General features: G+C 38.1%; 15 protein-coding genes. 11 read left to right on the top strand and 4 right to left on the bottom strand.

Translation table 11 applies throughout. The features are described from left to right. The first annotated feature begins 213 nt into the window (after positions 1 to 213). On the top strand, positions 214 to 1,647 hold the full coding sequence (locus HG267_RS29070) for a carotenoid oxygenase family protein (protein WP_045871154.1): 1,434 nt from the start codon (positions 214 to 216) through the stop codon (positions 1,645 to 1,647). A gap of 114 nt (positions 1,648 to 1,761) precedes the next feature. On the opposite strand, the gene HG267_RS29065 is transcribed toward HG267_RS29070, so the two are convergent. Both HG267_RS29065 and HG267_RS29060 read right to left on the bottom strand, forming a co-directional pair. Continuing rightward, positions 1,762 to 2,829, bottom strand: a complete 1,068-nt coding sequence (locus HG267_RS29065; RefSeq protein WP_235623068.1) for an RNA ligase family protein — start codon at positions 2,827 to 2,829, stop codon at positions 1,762 to 1,764. 220 nt (positions 2,830 to 3,049) lie between these two features. Then, positions 3,050 to 4,111 carry a BMP family protein gene (locus tag HG267_RS29060; protein WP_045871153.1) on the bottom strand — a complete coding sequence of 354 codons (1,062 nt, stop codon included), beginning with the start codon at positions 4,109 to 4,111 and terminating at the stop codon, positions 3,050 to 3,052. A 493-nt stretch (positions 4,112 to 4,604) separates the two neighbouring features. On the opposite strand from HG267_RS29060, the gene HG267_RS29055 reads away from it, so the two are divergent. From HG267_RS29055 to HG267_RS29030, 6 genes are all read left to right on the top strand, one after another. Then, positions 4,605 to 10,055, top strand: a complete 5,451-nt coding sequence (locus tag HG267_RS29055) for an ATP-binding sensor histidine kinase (protein WP_045871152.1) — start codon at positions 4,605 to 4,607, stop codon at positions 10,053 to 10,055. Positions 10,056 to 10,063: 8 nt separating this feature from the next. Beyond that, complete coding sequence (locus HG267_RS29050; RefSeq protein WP_155539318.1) at positions 10,064 to 10,213, top strand: hypothetical protein; 150 nt, start codon at positions 10,064 to 10,066, stop codon at positions 10,211 to 10,213. Between the two features lie 474 nt (positions 10,214 to 10,687). After that, on the top strand, positions 10,688 to 11,131 hold the full coding sequence (locus tag HG267_RS29045; RefSeq protein ID WP_045871151.1) for a DoxX family protein: 444 nt from the start codon (positions 10,688 to 10,690) through the stop codon (positions 11,129 to 11,131). A 29-nt stretch (positions 11,132 to 11,160) separates the two neighbouring features. Next, positions 11,161 to 11,655: an ureidoglycolate lyase gene (locus tag HG267_RS29040; RefSeq protein ID WP_045871150.1), complete on the top strand. Its 495-nt coding sequence runs from the start codon at positions 11,161 to 11,163 to the stop codon at positions 11,653 to 11,655. A 123-nt stretch (positions 11,656 to 11,778) separates the two neighbouring features. Further along, positions 11,779 to 12,393, top strand: a complete 615-nt coding sequence (locus HG267_RS29035; protein WP_045871149.1) for a class I SAM-dependent methyltransferase — start codon at positions 11,779 to 11,781, stop codon at positions 12,391 to 12,393. Positions 12,394 to 12,657: 264 nt separating this feature from the next. After that, positions 12,658 to 13,599, top strand: coding sequence for a WG repeat-containing protein (locus HG267_RS29030; RefSeq protein WP_052335230.1), 942 nt, complete (start codon positions 12,658 to 12,660; stop codon positions 13,597 to 13,599). A gap of 20 nt (positions 13,600 to 13,619) precedes the next feature. Here the strand turns inward: HG267_RS29030 and HG267_RS29025 are convergent, their stop codons facing one another. Continuing rightward, a complete protein-coding gene (locus tag HG267_RS29025) occupies positions 13,620 to 14,084 on the bottom strand; it encodes a GNAT family N-acetyltransferase (protein ID WP_045871148.1) in 465 nt (154 codons plus the stop codon). A 359-nt stretch (positions 14,085 to 14,443) separates the two neighbouring features. Between HG267_RS29025 and HG267_RS29020 the strand changes: the two genes are divergently transcribed. The 3 genes from HG267_RS29020 (at position 14,444) to HG267_RS29010 (ending at position 16,674) form a co-directional block, all read left to right on the top strand. Next, on the top strand, positions 14,444 to 14,644 hold the full coding sequence (locus HG267_RS29020) for a hypothetical protein (RefSeq protein ID WP_045871147.1): 201 nt from the start codon (positions 14,444 to 14,446) through the stop codon (positions 14,642 to 14,644). Between the two features lie 430 nt (positions 14,645 to 15,074). Then, complete coding sequence (locus HG267_RS29015; RefSeq protein ID WP_045871146.1) at positions 15,075 to 16,550, top strand: ABC transporter ATP-binding protein; 1,476 nt, start codon at positions 15,075 to 15,077, stop codon at positions 16,548 to 16,550. After that, positions 16,540 to 16,674, top strand: a complete 135-nt coding sequence (locus HG267_RS29010) for a histidine kinase (RefSeq protein ID WP_096621797.1) — start codon at positions 16,540 to 16,542, stop codon at positions 16,672 to 16,674. The genes HG267_RS29015 and HG267_RS29010 overlap by 11 nt, the downstream gene beginning before the upstream one ends. Here HG267_RS29010 and HG267_RS29005 read toward each other — a convergent pair. Continuing rightward, positions 16,658 to 18,394, bottom strand: coding sequence for an ABC transporter ATP-binding protein/permease (locus tag HG267_RS29005; RefSeq protein WP_081584035.1), 1,737 nt, complete (start codon positions 18,392 to 18,394; stop codon positions 16,658 to 16,660). The two genes, HG267_RS29010 and HG267_RS29005, sit on opposite strands and share 17 nt — an antisense overlap. A gap of 477 nt (positions 18,395 to 18,871) precedes the next feature. Between HG267_RS29005 and HG267_RS29000 the strand changes: the two genes are divergently transcribed. Further along, on the top strand, positions 18,872 to 19,054 hold the full coding sequence (locus HG267_RS29000) for a hypothetical protein (protein WP_045871145.1): 183 nt from the start codon (positions 18,872 to 18,874) through the stop codon (positions 19,052 to 19,054). Positions 19,055 to 19,366: the final 312 nt, after the last annotated feature.

Here is a 19,366-nt window from a genome sequence, read left to right as displayed (position 1 = left end):
GTGAAATAATCTGGATGCTGAAAATCAAAAAAGCGATCGCATGAGTCCAATAAGTCAAGATGTCGGGAATCCTCCAATCGTTCGATAAAATAGAAAAACATCACCATCCCTCTGTTAGTTAAACAGCAAGCATTTTATACACCGATAAATAAAGAGATGTAATGTAAAGGCAATTCTAGCGATCGCCTTTGAATTGTGAAAGCGAGTTTTATTATGCAGACAATAGACAAAAAGTCAACAAAAAGAGCTTGGGCAAATGCGATCGCCCAACCTGGGGTAGAATTTCCGCGTACCGAATTACCGATTCTGGCTGGCAATATCCCTGAAGGCTTACGTGGCACACTTTACCGCAATGGCCCAGCAAGGCTAGAACGTGGCGGTATGCATATGGGACATTGGTTTGATGGCGATGGGGCAATTTTAGCTGTCAATTTTACCGATGCTGGAGCCACAGGAGTTTATCGCTATGTGCAAACCGTAGGTTATCAACATGAAGCTGCCGCAGGTAAGCTGCTGTATGGTAACTATGGTATGACTGCACCGGGGCCAATTTGGAATCAATGGCGCAGACCGATCAAAAATGTTGCTAATACCTCAGTTTTGGCATTACCTGATAAACTTCTGGCTCTTTGGGAAGGCGATAATCCATATAGCCTCGACCTTCAAACCCTAGAAACTCATGGCTTAGATAATTTAGGCGGATTGGATAAAGGATTGGCTTATTCTGCTCATCCTAAAGTTGATTACCAAACAAAAGAGATTTTTAATTTTGGTATTAGTCCCGGGCCAAATGGCACACTTAATGTTTTTAAAAGCGATTTTACAGGCAAAATTCTGCAAAAAGCCAAGTTTGCATTAGAAGGTACACCCTTAATCCATGATTTTGTCTTAGCAGGGCAGTATCTTGTATTTTTTGCCCCATCTGTGCGGTTAAATATGTGGTCTATCCTACTTGGAACTAGCACATATAGCGATTCTCTCAAATGGCAGCCAGAGGTGGGAACTCAGGTTTTGGTGATTGATCGGGAAAACTTATCTTTGGTAAGTCGCGGACAAACCGAACCTTGGTATCAGTGGCATTTTGCTAACGGTTATGTGGATGCTAGCGGTACAGTAATTGTTGATATTGCCCGCTATCAAGATTTTCAAACTAACCAATATCTCAAGGAAGTAGGCTCAGGAGAAACTCACACTGCTGCTAAAAGTACCTTAACGCGAGTTCATCTGCGTCCCGACACAGGTAAAGTGACAGCAATTCAAGAGTTGGTAGACAGATTTTGTGAATTTCCGAGTGTACCGCAGCAAAATGTCGGACAAGCTTCGCGCTACACCTATATGTCTTCATTCCGCCCAGAATCAGATATTAGCCGAGAAATATTAAATGCGATCGCTCGTTTCGATCATCAAACAGAAACCTTCACCGAAGCGGATTTAGGCGAAAATCGCTATTGTTCTGAACCGATTCACGTTCAAGATGCTCAAAATCAAGCACAAAGCTGGCTCTTAACCGTTGTTTATGATGGTAATAGCCATAGTAGCGAAGTTTGGGTATTTGATAGCGATCGCCTAAATGAAACGCCTGTGTGCAAACTTGGATTACCTAGTGTTATTCCTCCAGGTTTTCACGGTACTTGGAAGCAAGAGTGAATGTTGGGGATTGGGGATTGAGTAATAGGTAATAGTTAACGTAGGATGCGTTACGCTATCGCTAACGCATCCGTCCCAATGCTAATTTTCTCTTTTTTATGTGGACGAAAGACTTTATAATTGTGCATCAACTAGCTGTTGTGATGCTTGATTCAATTGCTCAATCATACTTTGCTGCTCGGCAGTTTCTAAAGCACTAAAAATACTTGCATACTCTTCTTGGAAACTTTCTAAAACATCTATCATTAATAATTCCACTAATTGTTGACGCTGTTTTATATTGTTAACATCAACTCTGCCAAATTTAGAAATAACATTGTTTAATCTCGTAGGTGTAACCAAAGCCAGCATTTCTTGGCTTAATTCTTCTTCAAGACTTATCTGGTGTTGTAGTATGGGCTGTTGTTTTACAGTCCATTTTTGTGCTTGGTGAAATCGGCTATCTTCAGCAAACTCCGGGATTTTATGCTTAATAATCGGACGGATTTTTTGTTTAGCAGTCTCCACATCAATAGAATGCAGAGGTTTAATTACAACTCCTTCAGCTTTATTAAGAAAAGGTAATTTAGGTAAACCTAAAATTGCTGGAATTGTAGATTCAAACTCTATGTTATATGCTAATGCATCATGATATTTACCAATAAATAACGGCGCAGATGCCATCATGCCAACTTGCTGAAATAGTTTGAGTGCTATTTCATAATCTAAATAGGATTTTTCTGCCACTTTTCCACCCAGCACCACTACAATATCAAAAGCAGAGTATTCTATTTTTGGTGAATAATAAACACCAGTTTGCACAGCCTGCACATGGCTAATAGCGGTTACATCAGGGTGAGGATACTCACCACCAAATAATTCTCCATAGATATATATTTTTTGCAATCGAGTATCAGACTGCAAAATTCTAAACATTTCTTGCGCCTGAGATTCTAATTTAGCTTGTAAAGATTGATAGCCAAAAAAATCTTCTCCTGGTTGTAAAAACTCCTTTCTTTTGGCAAAGCGTACCTCAAAACCATCGGTACATATCCCAAAGTTCGCACCATGAATTTTTTCTGTTACCACCCAATCAGTTTTGTTAAATAAGCGATAATCGGATTCTGTTAAACCCAATTTATTGAAGTTTTCAGGAATTTTCTCATAACTGAGATAACTCCAGTCTGTGATGTTGCTATCCACTGTATTAATACATAGTAAAATTACGCTTATAATTTTTGTATTATAATTGTAGTATAAGAATCTAGCAACAAACAGGTAGGGGCACAGCAATGCTGTGCCCTCATGGATAGTTAATGTCGCACCAACATTATTTAAATTAGTCTAAAATGCTGAAATTATGCAGGCTATCAAGATAAATCAGCAATACAATGATACCCCAAAGAGTATCGAATACTGCCATTTAAACAGCAGCTTTTTTCACACAGCGAGTATCTTTTCCGCCTTCTTTGCAGGCTTCAAAAATAATTTTTTGAGCCACAATATCTTGCTTGGCACTCAAAGCTTTTTGCTGAACTGCTGACGGTACATCTGCCCCAAATTTTCCTAAAAATAATATATCTGGTCTTTCTAAGCCAATTGTATATATTTGTCCTTTTAATTGTTTTTGTTTTGCTAATTCTGCTACATAAGCTATCGCTAAATCTAAACGTTTGACGGCGCTGGTTAAAACGGCTTTGGGTGCAACATCTAATTGATCGGTTGTATTACCAAAAGCGTAGATGCCTTTTTCACTAGCTGTTTGTAAAACTGCGGCTGAGGCATTATCTAACCATTGATAGATAACATCAGCACCGGAAGAAATTAAAGCCAAAGTAGCTTCTTTAGCTTTAGCTACATCATTCCAATCCCCTGTAAAAGTAGAAGTAATTTGAATATTTGGTTTCACAGACTTTGCGCCTAATTCAAATCCCCTGAGTTCTCCTTCGGTAGCGGGAAATTTTTCGCCGGCGATGTAAGCAAGTTTATTAGATTTAGTTATAGAAGCGCCGATAATTCCGCATAAATAGCTAGCTTGCAGATGATCTATTCGTAAAGAAGCAATATTATCTCCCTTGAGATTACCATTTACACCTACGAAAAATGTGTTGGGAAATTGTGAGGCGACTTGTTCTATTGCGGCATCAAATTGTCCGCCGTGGGCAAAAATGAGATTGTAGCCTTTACGAGCAAAATCAGTTAGCACTTCTGTTTGATCGGCTTGTGCTACTTTTTCTACATAAGCTGTTTCTGCACTCAGCTTTTGTTTTGCGAGGTTAACGCCCTCATAGCCAGATTGATTCCAAGCTTTATCAGTAATAATTCCTGGGAGTGCGATCGCTATTTTAAAATTTTCTGTACCGCCTGTAGTCGCAATTGTGGGTGTGCTAGTTTGGTTGCTACTGCAAGCTTTGAGGAAAAGGCTAGTAGTAAACGCTGCTGAACCAAATAAGATAAATTCACGCCGACTAAAATTTGTTGTCATACACTGTATTGAAAATGGATATAGGATATGGGGCATTGGGCATTGGGCATGGGAAAGACAGATTTTCATGTTTGGTTGTGGCATTTTCCCATGAGGGGCGGTATTGAGAATAGGGGCTAGAGAAGAATGATTTTTATGCTAGGTTAGGTTGCACTAAGGTTAAACCAACCTACTTTTTGATTGTAAAAACAAGCTCTAGGGGCTAGATTTGAGTTTTGATTTATATTTTTATTTTTAATACTTTATCTTAAGTTTTGTTGGACGCTCAAGTACTCTGACAACAGGGCATAAATAAAGCTACCATTTTAAATCCATCAAAACCTATATTATCTACCTTTGCATTTCATACTTTAGTCTTCTCCTGTCAAGACGCTACGCCTAGCTTGCTTTCCAGCAGGGATACATACTTCATCTTTTTTGTTAGCGAACATCTAGCTGATGGGAATACTTATTTGAGAATGTAATACCAGCTTGTGCTACGAGGTAGGTTGAGATGACTCATGAAAATTTCACCCCGATTATTTCTGGATATCAAATTGTTTCTCAACTATATGTGGGCACTAGAACCAAGGTATATCAAGCTATTCGGGAATCAGATTCCCTTGCAGTCATCATTAAAATGTTGGCTGCTGAATATCCCTGTTTCCAAGAATTATTGCAATTTTGTAACCAATACACAATTACCAAACATCTCAACATTCCTGGTATTATTCAGCCACTATCACTAGAAACATATAACAATGGTTATCTTCTAGTGATGCCATATACAGGAGATATTGCTTTACAAGCATACATTAAAAATACTAATCTTTCTCTATTAGAATTTTTGAATATTGCCATTCAATTAACTAGTATTCTCCAAGAATTACATCAAAACAATGTCATTCATAAAGATATTAAGCCAGCAAATATTCTGATTCATCCTCAGACAAAACAAGTTCAACTAATTGACTTTAGTATCGCCTCACTTTTACCAAAAGAAAGCCCAGAAATTAAAAATCCTAATGTCTTAGAAGGGACACTTGCTTATATTGCTCCCGAACAAACCGGCAGGATGAATCGAGGGATAGACTACCGTAGTGATTATTATGCGCTGGGTGTGACATTTTATGAATTATTGAGTGGAGAATTACCATTCATTTGTGACGATCCGATGGAGTTAGTACATTGTCATCTGGCGAAAATTCCTCAGAGAGTAGAGAACAGTAAAAACATACCAAAAGTAATTTCTGATATTGTGATGAAATTGCTGGCGAAAAATGCTGAGGATAGATATCAAAGTGCTTTGGGATTAAAGCATGATTTAGAAAATTGTTTATATCAATTAAAAAATCATGGCGTGATTACAGATTTTGAAATTGGGCAGAGGGATGTGTGCGATCGCTTCCTGATTCCAGAGAAATTATATGGGCGAGAAGCAGAAGTTAGGACTTTGCTGCAAGCCTTTGAGCGTGTTACTAATGGTAATTCAGAAATGATGCTAGCGGCGGGATTTTCGGGAATTGGAAAAACCGCCGTTGTTAATGAAGTCCATAAGCCGATTACCCGTCAACAAGGCTATTTTATTAAAGGTAAATTTGACCAATTTAATCGTAATATTCCCTTCTCTGCTTTTGTGCAAGTCTTTCGCGATTTGATGGGGCAATTACTGGCGGAATCTGATACCCAATTGCAAATTTGCAAAACTAAAATTCTGGCAGCGTTAGGAGATAATTCCCAAGTAATTATTGAAGTAATCCCGGAACTAGAACGGATTATTGGCGCACAATCACCAGCAGCAGAATTATCAGGTATATCTGCTCAAAATCGGTTTAACTTACTGTTTGAGAAATTCATTCAAGTTTTTACCACCCCAGAACATCCTTTAGTAATATTTTTAGATGATTTGCAATGGGCTGATTCCGCATCGCTGAAGTTGATTGAATTACTGATGGGTGAATCATCCACAGGCTATTTACTATTGATTGGTGCTTACCGAAATAATGAAGTGTTTGCGGCGCATCCTTTAATGTTAACTTTAGATGCGATCGCCAAAGCTCAAGCCAAGGTAAATACTATTACCTTAAAGCCCCTATCACAGCAAAGTTTGAATCAGTTAGTAGCTGATACTTTACATTGTGCAGCGATATTGGCGCAACCATTAACAGAATTGATCTATCAAAAAACTCAAGGTAATCCCTTTTTTGCCACCCAATTTTTGAAAGCATTATATCAAGATGCATTGATTACATTTGATTCCCAAACTAGATATTGGCAATGTGATATTACGCAGGTAAGCGCTGCATCATTAACAGATGATGTAGTACAGTTTATGGTGCAGCAATTGCAAAAACTGCCTGTTGAGACACAGGCAGTATTAAAACTAGCGGCTTGTATTGGTAATCAATTTGATTTGGAGACATTAGTAATTGTTTCAGAGCAATCAGAAACTACAGTTGCCACTGCTTTATGGAAGGCTTTAGAGTTAGGGTTAATTTTGCCCCAAAGCGAAGTTTATAAATTTTATTTGACTGGCGATCGCGCAGATATAGATACTACAAATAATGAAAACGTTTTCTATCGATTTTTACATGATCGCGTTCAACAAGCGGCTTATTCTTTAATTCCCAACGAGCAAAAACAAACTACTCATCTCACAATTGGGCAACTGTTACTTAAACATACATCTTCAACAGAAATAACTGAAAAAATATTTGATATAGTTAATCAATTTAAATTAAGTATTGATTTAATTACTGATTACCAAGAACAGAGAAAATTAGCTGAATTGGCTTTAATTGCTGGACGCAGAGCTAAACACGCTACAGCTTATGCTGCTGCAGTAGATTATTACAGCATAGCGATCACATTGTTAGCAAATCACAATTGGCAAGAATTTTATGAATTAATGCTAGCAGTATATACAGAAGCAGTGGAAGCAGCTTATCTCAATACTGATTTTGAGCAGATGGAACAATTAGCAGAAATTGTTCTGCAATATGTCACCAATATTTTAGATAGTATCCCAATTTATGAAACCAAAATTTTAGCTTGTGTTGCCAAGAATCAACTGCGGTTAGGATTAGATATAGCTTTAGCTGTGCTGCATAATTTGGGTATAGATATTCCTGCCTACCCCACACCAGAAGATATCGGTAAAGCATTGGGGGAAACTCATCGGATATTAGTAGGAAAAGAACCCTTAGAATTAATCGATTTACCTTTAATGACAGATGCGCGTGCCAAAGCAGCAATCCGGATTTTATCGAGTATGTTTGGTTCTGCCTATAATGGCTGTCCCGAAATGTTACCCCTGATTATCGGTAAACAGGTAAACTTATCAATTGAATATGGCAGTAGCAGCTTATCTGCTTTTGCTTATGCCAGTTATGGTTTAATTCTTTGTGCTTTTGTTGGTGATGTAAAAACAAGCTATCAATTTGGGCAACTAGCGTTAAATTTAATGGAAAAATTCTCTGCGGAAGAACTACATGCCAAAATTGCCGCCGTATTCAATAATTACATCAGACATTGGCAAGATCCTCTCCACAAAACCCTAGAATCTTTACTCACAGGTTATCAAAGCGGATTGACAACGGGGGATTTAGAATGGGCAGTGTGGTGCATATTTGGCTATAGTTTTCATTCTTACTATGCTGGCAAAGAACTAACACAATTAGAATCAGAATTAGCCACCTATGGGATAGCGATCGCAGAACTAAAACAAACCACAGCCCTGAATTATCAAAAAGCCTATCACCAAGCGGTTTTAAATTTACTAGGTGACAGTCAACTTCCTTATCGTTTGGTGGGTGATGTCTACAACGAAGATTTGATGTTACCACAACACCAACAAGTTAACGATCGCCCGGCTGTTTATCATGTACAAATTAACAAAGTCATTCTCTGCTACTTGTTTGGCGAATACGAACAAGCGATGGCGCAAGCCACCCTTGCCGAACAATATTTAGATGGTGTACCAGGATTATATGTCAGCGTTTTGCTGCCTTTTTATGATGCCTTAGCGCAGTTAGCAATTTTAAAATCTGTTATTCCTGGGGAATCATCTCATAGTTGGCAACGCGTTCAAAGTCATCAAACCAAACTCAAGCAATATGCAGATTATGCCCCCAATAATCATTTACATAAACTGCACTTAGTAGAAGCTGAATGCTATCGCGTGTCTGGTAATTCTTACACAGCAATGGAACTCTATGATCGTGCCATAGCAGGAGCTAAAAACAACGGCTACCTGCAAGAAGAAGCCTTAGCAAACGAACTTGCTGCTAAATTTTACCTTGATTGGGGTAAAGAAAATGTAGCTGCGGGTTATATGCAGTCAGCTTATTATTGCTATTCCCGTTGGGGTGCGAAAGCCAAAACCGATGATTTAGTAAATCGCTACCCCGATTTACTGCGCCCAATTTTACAACCAGCCAGCCAAAGCTGGAATCCCCTAGAAACCCTGGCAACTCTTGTTACTTCCCGCGCCTCAGTTCATGCTTCTACAAATGTTACCCAAGCTGCTAGTCAGAGTCTCAACACAGCTCTAGATTTTGCTGTCATTCTCAAAGCTTCTCAAACCCTTTCGAGTAAAATTCAATTTGAGGAACTACTGCACCAATTAACTCAGATTATTCTGCAAAACTCTGGTGGCGATCGCTGTGCTTTAATCCTACCTAATAGCGATGATAATTGGTATGTGCAAGCTATTGCAACACCAGAAACTACAGAACTTTGTTCGCAACCCCTAGAGGGAAACTGTAATATACCAGTCAAGCTGATTCAGTATGTCAAAAATACCCAAGAAGTTGTAGTAATTGAGCAGCTGAAAACAGATTTACCTGTAATTGATGAATATCTAACTCAACAGCAACCTCAAAGTATCTTATGTTTGCCAATTCTCCATCAAAGACATTTGATTGGAATTTTGTATTTAAAAAATCGTTCTACCAGTGGTGTATTTACGAGCGATCGCATCCTAATTTTAGATTTTCTTTGCACCCAAGCTGCCATTTCCTTAGAAAATGCTCGACTGTATCAACAAATCGCTAATTATTCCCAAAACCTAGAAGCAGAAGTAGAGCAAAAAACCCAGGCACTCAACCAAAAAGCCCAAGATTTAGAAGATACATTGCAAAATTTGCAAAAAACCCATGCTCAATTAATTCATTCCGAAAAAATGTCATCTCTGGGGCAATTAGTAGCAGGAATTGCTCATGAAATTAACAATCCTATTAGTTTTATTAAAGGAAATATCGACCATTTAGAAAATTACATTGCCGACTTGATGAGTTTAATGACACTTTACCAGGAAGAATATACTCAACCTTCTGCCAAAATTCAAGCTAAACGCGATGAAATAGATATTGATTTTCTTTATAAAGATGTAATTGACATTCTGCAATCAATGGAAGCCGGTAGCGATCGCATCCGTCAAATTGTCTTGAGTTTACGAAATTTTTCTCGCTTAGATGAATCACCAATTAAAGCTGTGGATTTACATAGTGGCATAGAAAGTACACTATTAATTTTGCAAAATCGCCTACAAGCTGATAAACATCAACCTGAAATACAACTCATTAAAGAATATGGTAATCTTCCCCCTATTACCTGTTATCCTGGACAGTTGAATCAAGTATTTTTGCATATTCTCAACAATGCCATTGATGCGATTCGCGAAGGAGACAAAAATATCGAACAACCAAAAATTCGGATTCGTACAGAAGTAGTTGAACATGAGCAGATAAAAATTGCGATCGCCAATACCAGCAGCTTTATTCCCTTGCATATTCAACAACGCATATTTGAACCATTTTTCACTACTAAGCCTATAGGTAAGGGTACAGGTTTAGGATTATTTGTGAGCTATTCCATTATTAAAAAACATGGTGGTAATATCACCATCAATTCTCTACCTCAACAAGAAACAGAATTTGTAATTTCCATCCCTATCGCCACTTAGCTTAATCAATGAATGATGCTCTAAAACCTTTACCATTACCAATTACCAATTACCCATTACCCATTACCCATTACCCATTACCCATTACCCATTACCCATTACCCATTACCCATTACCCATTTTTCATTCGCAACCCATACAACAATATAAATCCTTAAGCATACATAATATAACCCAATACATTTCAGTTAAGAAAATTAATTGATCACAAAACCAAAGAACTAGTACAACAAGGCAAAAGTAAAAAGTGAGCCAGTGCGGTGGACGGGTTCCCCGGCATAAAGCAACTGGCGAACTCCGCAGGAGTAAAAAGTAAAAAGTAAAAAGAAAGAATAGTTATACCACAAGCCTTGTATTAATTACAGATTGTCTGTTTATTCACACCGAATTGTAATAGTTACTCAACAAAAACAGAACAATAATTTTGGAGGGGGTTTGGGGGACGCAACCGTCACCCAATCGGGGGTTTGGGGGAGAATCCCCCAATTGATCTAGCTTTTTCCCAAGTGACAAATTAATCACTAATGATCTGAACTGTAATATAACCTTTTATTCTCACCCTAGACTGAAGACAAAATTACCTCAATCCTCAAAACTGAAAACAAGTGAGTAATTGAGATTAGGTAAATCAAGTGTACAAAAATAAAGAACTTTGGCGCGTCATCCTAGCAGTATCAATCATTACTGTAGGAGTGACACACTTTTTATTGCCACAACCATACGTTAAAATTATGCCTCCGCAACTGCCATATCCTTTAGAATTAGTTTATCTCAGTGGCTTTTATGAAATTTTAGGTGGGATAGGTTTATTAGTTCCGCCTGTGAGTCAAGCCGCAGCTTGGGGATTAATTTTATTATTTATTGCCGTTTTCCCTGCAAATATCAATATGGCAGTTAATCATATTAAGATTGAAACCATACCATATTCAGATTCGCCTTGGTTACAAGCAATCCGGCTTCCCTTCCAAGCAGTTTTTATTGCTTGGGCTTGGTGGTATACCAAACCTTCAGATAAAGCAAAACAAGCTTCAATAATTCCCAAATCACTGATTCCCAAAGAACTCGAATGGGAATAATTTAAATTTTAAATCTTGATAGGTTTTATATGAGTACATCACAGACAGTCCAACAATTACAAGCTCAATTGGTAACACCAGAAAATTTTCGGCGTTATGGACAGGTAATTTTTGCAAGTGCAGATGGTAAAGTTTTTGATGTAGAAGATGCACAATTAAATCTGCAAAATGGCACACCACGTTTTTATATTATGCGCTTGCATCGTAAAGGGCGCAGATTTCATAAAATTACCCGTCATGTGCAATGTACTCAATGTTTAGGTTCCTTGGAAGGTAAGGATTGGTTAATTGCGGTTTGTCCTCCTCATAATGATGTCAATCAACCAGCTTTAGAGGAAATTGCAGCTTTTCGCATTCCCGGGAATTGTTTTATTAAATTAGAGGTAGGAACTTGGCACGCGGGGCCATATTTTGACCATGAATTTGTAGATTTTTATAATTTAGAATTGAGTGATACCAATGTGGTAGACCATTTTACTCATGATTTTCTACAGAGTCATCAATTAAAGTTTGAAATGGCGTAAACTGGGTGAGTAATTACAGTAAGTTGCCAATAAATGATTTACAGATTGCTGTCAAGATATAATAATATTATATTCCTACCTGTATACTTCACTTACCTGCAAATACTGTAATTACTGCTAACTATGACTAGTGAATTTGTAAGTAACAAAAAGCAAATTTTTGACATTTGGGCACCAAGCTACGACTGGCTTTTACCGTCTGTGTTCTATCAAACTATTCACAAACGGTTACTAGAATTTGTCGATTTACCACCCCATGCAAATGTATTAGATTTAGGCTGTGGTACAGGAAGGTTGCTAGAACGCCTGGCTGCGAAGTTTCCCGATTTACGCGGAACCGGATTAGATTTATCGAGTGAGATGTTGCGAGTAGCCAGACGCAATAATCGCCACCGTCCCCGGTTAATCTATGTTGAAGGTAAAGCTGAGTCTCTTCCCTTTGCTGAAGGACAATTTAATGCAGTTTTCAACACGATAAGTTTTTTGCATTATTTAGAACCGCAACAGATTTTCAGCGAAGTGGCGCGAGTGCTTTCACCAAGCGGACGCTTTTATTTAGTTGACACCACATTGAAAAGTAAATCTGAAGTGCAAGTAACATTAGGTTCTCTGGGGAAAGTGAGATTTTATAGTCCCAATCAGAGGGAATTTATGGGGGCTGCTGTTGGTTTAGATTGTGTTGGACACTATTATTTATTAGGGCCTGTTTTATTAACGGTTTTTGCAAAAAAAGCCTAGTAAGCTGTTCCACATTTAACTTGTATATATTGGGCGGGCAAGATGCCCAACCCACAAGAAATATACAATTTTAGATTATGCAAACTAGATTTGGTTTAGCTGATCGCTACACTTAATTTAAAATGACGCTCTCTACGTTCGCGAGTGTATGTCGTAGACAGAAGCTCCGCGTAGCTTGCTCTAAGCTATGTCGTTTGTGCAGCTTTCCCATGAGGAGAAGGGTTGACGCTGCGTTAACAAAATTCAACATTCAAAAAATTTGTAATGAATTTTGATTTATATTGGACTCAACGGGGGAGAGATAAGAAGATAGTCTTTTTACTGACTGGTTTATCTTGCTTGATTTTGCAAGCTTGCTATGACGAAGATGCCCTTTATACATGTACAACAACTCTCTTTCCCTTTCAAACTTCACTTTCATTTAATCCTAACTGTATAGGCGATCCTAGGGAGGGAATGAGCCTCATTAATAACGGAGGAACATATTCCCAAAGGAACGTTGGGCTGACTTCCACTGGTAAATGGGGATATGCCAATCTCAACGCTGAGATTGTTGTTCAACCCCAATATGACAGCGCTAGAGATTTTGCAGAAGGATTAGCCTCTGTAGGGCTAAATGGCAAATCGGGATTCATTGACAAAACGGGAAAAGTTGTTATCCCCCTTCAGTTTTCCGAAACTTTTGCTTTTTCCGAAGGGCTTGCAGCCGCAAAACTTAATGGTAAATGGGGGTATATCGACAAAACTGGTAGAGTGATTATTCCGTTTCAATTTACTGAAGCACTTGCTTTTTCCGAAGGGCTTGCAGCCGCAAAACTTAATGGTAAATGGCGTTATATCGACAAGGCTGGCAAACTTGTATTTTCCTTTAATTATGGAGTCTTGGGCTTAATTGATCCTCCTGCTTTTACCGAAGGTTTCGTTGCAGCAGAACTGAACGGCAAGCTAGGATTTATAGATAAAACTGGTAAGGTTGTTATCCCCTTTAAGTTTGATGCTCAAGGATATGGGCTTCATCCTTCTTTTTTACAGGGGCTTGTAGCGGTAAAACTAAACGGTAAATGGGGATATATCGACAAAAGTGGTCAAGTTATCATTCCGTTCAAATATAATTACACTCGAAGATTTGATGATGGCACAATAGAAGTAAGTATTGGGGAAAAAGGTGAAGTTTTTGACAAAACAGGCAAACCCATCGGCAAATAGTTTTCTTAGCTGATTACGAATTACGAATTGGGATAGTGCATGAACACGACAGGAACCCGAATTAACTTTTTTCCTAACTGTGACAAACCAAACTTAGATTTCAGCGATCGCGGTAATTCTTCAAAGGCGATCGCAACAAAGCCAAAACGACTGTAAAATTCTGCTAGACGTTGTCCTAGGCATTCTAGATATAACGGTTGCGTGGCTGTAGCGATGAGATGCTGTGTCAGTAAACTCCCCAAACCGCGATCGCGCCAAGCTGGTGCAACTACCAAACTACCCAATTCTTGAGTATCATCAAAGTTGCGTAGCTGTCCACAAGCTGCTAATTTTCCATTACACTCAATCACCCAAAATTGTTGCCAACGTAATTGAGTGGGATCGAGTTTAGCAGATAACACCAACAACCGAATCGGCCAGTTATCTTCAGATGTTGCTTTACGGAGAATACAGCCAGATGGTAATTCTAAATTGCTCTGGTTCATTAATTATTCTTATATAATTTATCTGGTAAAGATTTCGATTTTACGGCTATTCAATTTACTCAGAATCCACTGCTAAATCATAGAAGTCATATTTGATTTTTGCAAAGTGATTATACATCTATATATTTTCTCATCTATTAACTCTTGATAATTTAAATTTTGTAATCCTTCCCAATGACAGATGACTAATGACCAATGACAGCTTACAAGATTTATTTGCAATTGCACCAACTACTGAACATCTGAAACATAACCTCCGATAGAGGTATGAAGCAACCTTAACCATATTCTAGATAGATTCAAGTCCCCTTCAGATATTCATAAAATAAGGCATAAATTAAATCACAGGAACCTTAATTATGTCTGAACAAAAAAATCAACAATCTAATAGTGAAGGTAGTACCCCTACAGCCTCTGGTGGTTATCAAACCCCCCTAGAAGATAGCATCCGCAAAACTGGTGATGCAGAAAAAAGCGATGCTAGAGAAACTGCTAAACCAGAAGCACCAGGTGAAGATAATGTAGCAGGTAGCCCCAATCAAGGTACTGAATCTCGCTAATTATTCCCAACTCTGGAAAATTGATATCTGAGCAGGGTCTTGTTCTTTTGGCACTAATTCAGCAAATTATGAGTGGAGAATTGTACTCTCATAGACAATTTCCACTCATTTTTGTTGGTTATATAGTCAGTCAGATGTGTTACGCTATCGCTAACGCATCCTACTGGACTGACACAGCTAATTTGGTGCAATAGCAAAAATTCATTTCATCCGCGTTTATCGGCGTTTATCTGCGGTTCATTTCATCAAATCTAATGCCTCATTTTAGGCGTGTCAGTCCACTACGTGAATTTCAAAAATAAAATATGAATCCTATATATTTTAAAATTTAAATATCAGTACTATAGTAGTTCTAAATCATATTTAAATTGTCATCATTAGGGCAAGCTTGAGTTTTCTCTTGTCCCTGAACGTATAAATTCTGATTCACATGGACTATTTACGGCTGCAAAATATTTCTAAACGCTTTGGGTCTTTTGTGGCTAACGATAATATTAGCCTGAGTGTGGCATCGGGGACTATTCATGCAATTTTAGGTGAAAATGGTGCTGGTAAGAGTACTTTAATGAATATTATTAGTGGACTCTATCAGCCTGATGCAGGTGAAATTTATTTACAAGAAACACCAATAAAAATTACTTCGCCTCATGCAGCAATTAAATTGGGAATTGGCATGATTCATCAACATTTCATGCTTGTACCTCAATTGACTGTGACAGAAAATATTATTTTAGGGACTGAAAAAAGTTGGCGGTTAAATTTACGCCAGAAACAGCAAGAAATTGCCGCATTATCTCAAGCTTATGGCTTAGAAATTGACCCCTCTGCTAAAGTAGAAAATTTACCTGTAGGGGCACAACAAAGGGTAGAAATTCTCAAGGTTCTCTACCGTAAAGCTAAGTTGTTGATTCTCGATGAACCTACAGCCGTATTGACACCAAAAGAAGTAGAATCACTAATTGCAATTTTGCGCCAACTCGCAGCCACAGGTAACACAATTATCTTTATCAGCCACAAATTAGAAGAAGTGATACATCTGTGCGATACTGTCACAGTTTTGCGACAGGGAAAGGTTGTAGCCACAACTACAACAAAAGCAGCTACACCCCAACAGTTAGCAACATTAATGGTAGGGCGCGAGATGTCTTTACAGTTTAATAAAAGCCCGAAATCTACAGGGGAAATTGTGCTATCGGTGCAAAATTTACAGGTTGCTGATAATAGAAATATTTCTACTATTCGCAATGTATCTTTTGAATTGCGGGCTGGGGAAATTTTAGGTGTGGCTGGTGTCGATGGCAATGGACAGCGAGAATTAGCAGATGCGATCGCAGGTTTACGCACTATTGAGCAAGGTAAAATTGAGTTTAGCCACAATCCTTGCGTAGTGGGCTATATCCCCGAAGATAGGCAAACAATGGGATTGGTGATGCAATTTAGCATTGCCCAAAACTTAATTTTGAAGGCTTTTAAATATTTACCATTTTGTCGTCGTTTTTTGTTACAACAAGAAGCGATCGCTAATCATGCTCAAGCTGCAATCCATGAATTTGATATTCGCACCACAGGGAAAGATATCAAGGTAAACCAGCTTTCCGGCGGAAATCAGCAAAAGGTGGTGCTAGCGCGAGAAATAGCCCGCCAACCAAGTGTAATTGTCGCTATGCAACCCACTAGAGGTTTAGATGTTGGTGCAACCGCAGCAGTTCATACAAGATTATTAACAGAACGCGATCGCGGTGCCGCAATTGTGTATATTTCTACTGAGTTAGAAGAAGTCATGGCAATGAGCGATCGCATTGCTGTAATCTACAGAGGTGAATTTGTCGCCATTTTAGATGCACAAACGGCGACAGTAGCGGAGATTGGTTTGTTGATGGGTGGGGGAATGGGGAATGGGAGATGAGGGGGATGAGGGGGATAAGGGAGATGAGGGAGATGAGGGGGATAAGGGAGAAATTTTTATTACCAATTACCAATTACCAATTACCATGCCCAATGCCCCATGCCCAATTACGCAATACACTTAATTTCCCACTTTTCCCCATCACATAAATCTAAAACTTGTTGATGATATTTAAAGAGACTCTGGCGATGTCCAACACTAATAAAAGTTGCTTGTGTGTTGTACAAATGTTGATAGAGATTCTCTTCGTTTTTAATATCTAAAGCGCTAGTAGCTTCATCCAAAATGACATACTTTGGTTGAGATATTAAAATTCTGGCGAACGCAACGCGCTGTTGTTCACCTAAAGACAGCACATCAGACCAATCTTTTTCGACATCAAAACCGCCAAATCTTGCGGCTAAATCTGGTAAATTGACTTTTTGTAAAATTTGCTCGAGTTCTTGGTCGCTGATATTAGTATTAAGTTGGGGATATACTAACTGCTCGCGGAGAGTTCCCAAGATCATATAAGGACGCTGAGGTAAAAATAGGATTTCCTCAAGGTTGGGACGACTAATTGTACCAGTTCCAGACTTCCATAAACCTGCGATCGCTCGCAATAGAGAACTTTTTCCACAGCCACTTGTGCCGACAATTAATAGCCCTTGCGCTGGTTGCAATGTCAGCGAAACGTCGTGAAATAATATTCTTTGGTAGTTTGGTGTATACAATGTCAGGTTGTGAATTGCTAAATGGCTATTTTCGACAGTCTGAATTGTTGAATTCGGAACTATTTCGCAGGAATCGCTATTTTTAGGTTGTTTGATAAAATAATTTAATTCAGCTAACCTTTCAATGGCTGCTGCAAAACCAGTCAATTTATCAAATGTGCGAGTAATCACATACATATCCCAAAACAGGATTAAAAATGCTCCTTGTGCTTCGGTATATTTTCCAATATCTAGTTGTCCCGATAGCACTAGTGGAGCCATAATTATTGCAGGTATTATTTGGGGTATAAATTCATAAATTTTGACAAATCCATTTAAATATAATTCCTGCCATAGCAGCAGATAATTATAATTTTTAAATACTAAATCAAACAAAGATTTAATATGGCTTAATTCTTGTGATTCGCCTCGATAAAAAGCTACAGACTCAGCATTTTCTCGCAATCGGACTAAGCCAAAACGAAAGTTAGCTTCTTTTTTATTCTGGTCGAAGTTGATTTTAACTAATTTTTTACCAAAGAAACCTGCCGTTACAAGAGTTCCACTGACGGCATAAACGACCAAAACAATCATGAGATTTGGTGAAATAAACCAGAGGACTGCAGTAAAAGCAATCATCTGTAAAGTAGCGTATAACACGTCAAAAAACAAAGAAATAAACCCATCAACAAAACTGAATATATCTTGAGATATCCGTTGATCTGGGTTATCAAGTTCTCTTTGCGATTGAGTAAGTTGATAAAAAGACCGATTTCTAAAATAGTGATTGAGGAAATGCTCCGTTAGCCAGCGTCGCCAGTAAAGAGTTAGCTTTTTTCTGATATAGTTGTAAGCTGCCCAAACTAGAACTAAAAAAAGGTATAAACCCAGCAAATAACTGATTGTTTCCCAGAATGTACTAGAATTTTTTGCCGTTAGCGCAGATAGTACATTACCCTTTTGAGTGTTAACAATGACATCTATTTGGGTAGTAGATAAAACAATCAATATGAGAATTGACAGCAATCCAATTGCCCCAAATTTCTCTTCGCTTTGCCAATAAAGTTTTCCTACCTGCCAAAATCTTTGTAAAAAACTTGGGTCAATATTTGTGATTTTACTCAGCCTCAATACTATATTTTGCTTGTTCATAGGCGATTTTACTCGTCTGGAGGCGAGTTATTAAACAATTATTAAAATTTAAATTATCACTATCAATAGACAGATAACTATAAAGTTTCAATCGAAAAATACAATATTTAAGTTAGAAATGTATAAAGTTTAATTATGCTTAAGCGTGTTAGGTATTTGATGCTGTCAATGTATTTGCTGTTGATTTTCACAAAGAATAATCCAGAACTATGATTATTAATGGCTTTTGCAAGTAATTAGTTAAAATGAAAAATAGATAATGCGATCGCATTACCTATTTTGGTACCTTAAATTGAGAAAAATTAGCAAATATTTCTATCGATTTAGTGATAAAAAAACAGTAAATTGTCAGACTCATTGAAGAGATATATCGTCCCCGAAGTAGTCACCGAAGAGGCAGAAGGGCAGAGAGCAGGGGAGAATAAAAATATTCTCGGACTATAATTTTCGATAATTTATTTTCTGGAAGTCCCTTAAATGCTCATTAGCTTACAAAACCTTGACATCACAGCAGGTAAGGGGCTGTATCGTATCTCGTTGAAGATAGCTGGCGAAGTACCGGGGGATGAGGAAACAGGAATTTTAGATTTTAGATTGAAACCTCATCCAAAAGACGCTCGCGGACTCGCTAACGCTGCGCTATCACAAATCCAAAATTAAATTCTCCCATACCCTATTTATACCTATTCCCTGTTCCCTGATTTCTGGAAAGATAGTCCGAAATACTGGCTGGGTATACTTTAAAAAAAATAAACAGTCTAAAAATCTTGTCACTAAACAAGATAAAGTGAGACGCAGTATTTTAGTAAGTGAGCCTGATTAAACTGAAATATGTAAAGTTTTGTATGGCAAGGGCAAAAGCTTAAAAGTTAAGGCTTTTCGCTGTTCTCCTGCATCTACTGCAATATAGTTTCGTTTATTGATAAGCATTTACTGAACTGCACATTTAAGCCTATAAGCCTCCAAATACCG

Origin of the sequence: Tolypothrix sp. PCC 7601 (assembly GCF_025677855.1) — a bacterium.
GTDB lineage: Bacteria > Cyanobacteriota > Cyanobacteriia > Cyanobacteriales > Nostocaceae > Aulosira > Aulosira diplosiphon.
This window is presented reverse-complemented; position numbering and strand designations above follow the sequence as displayed.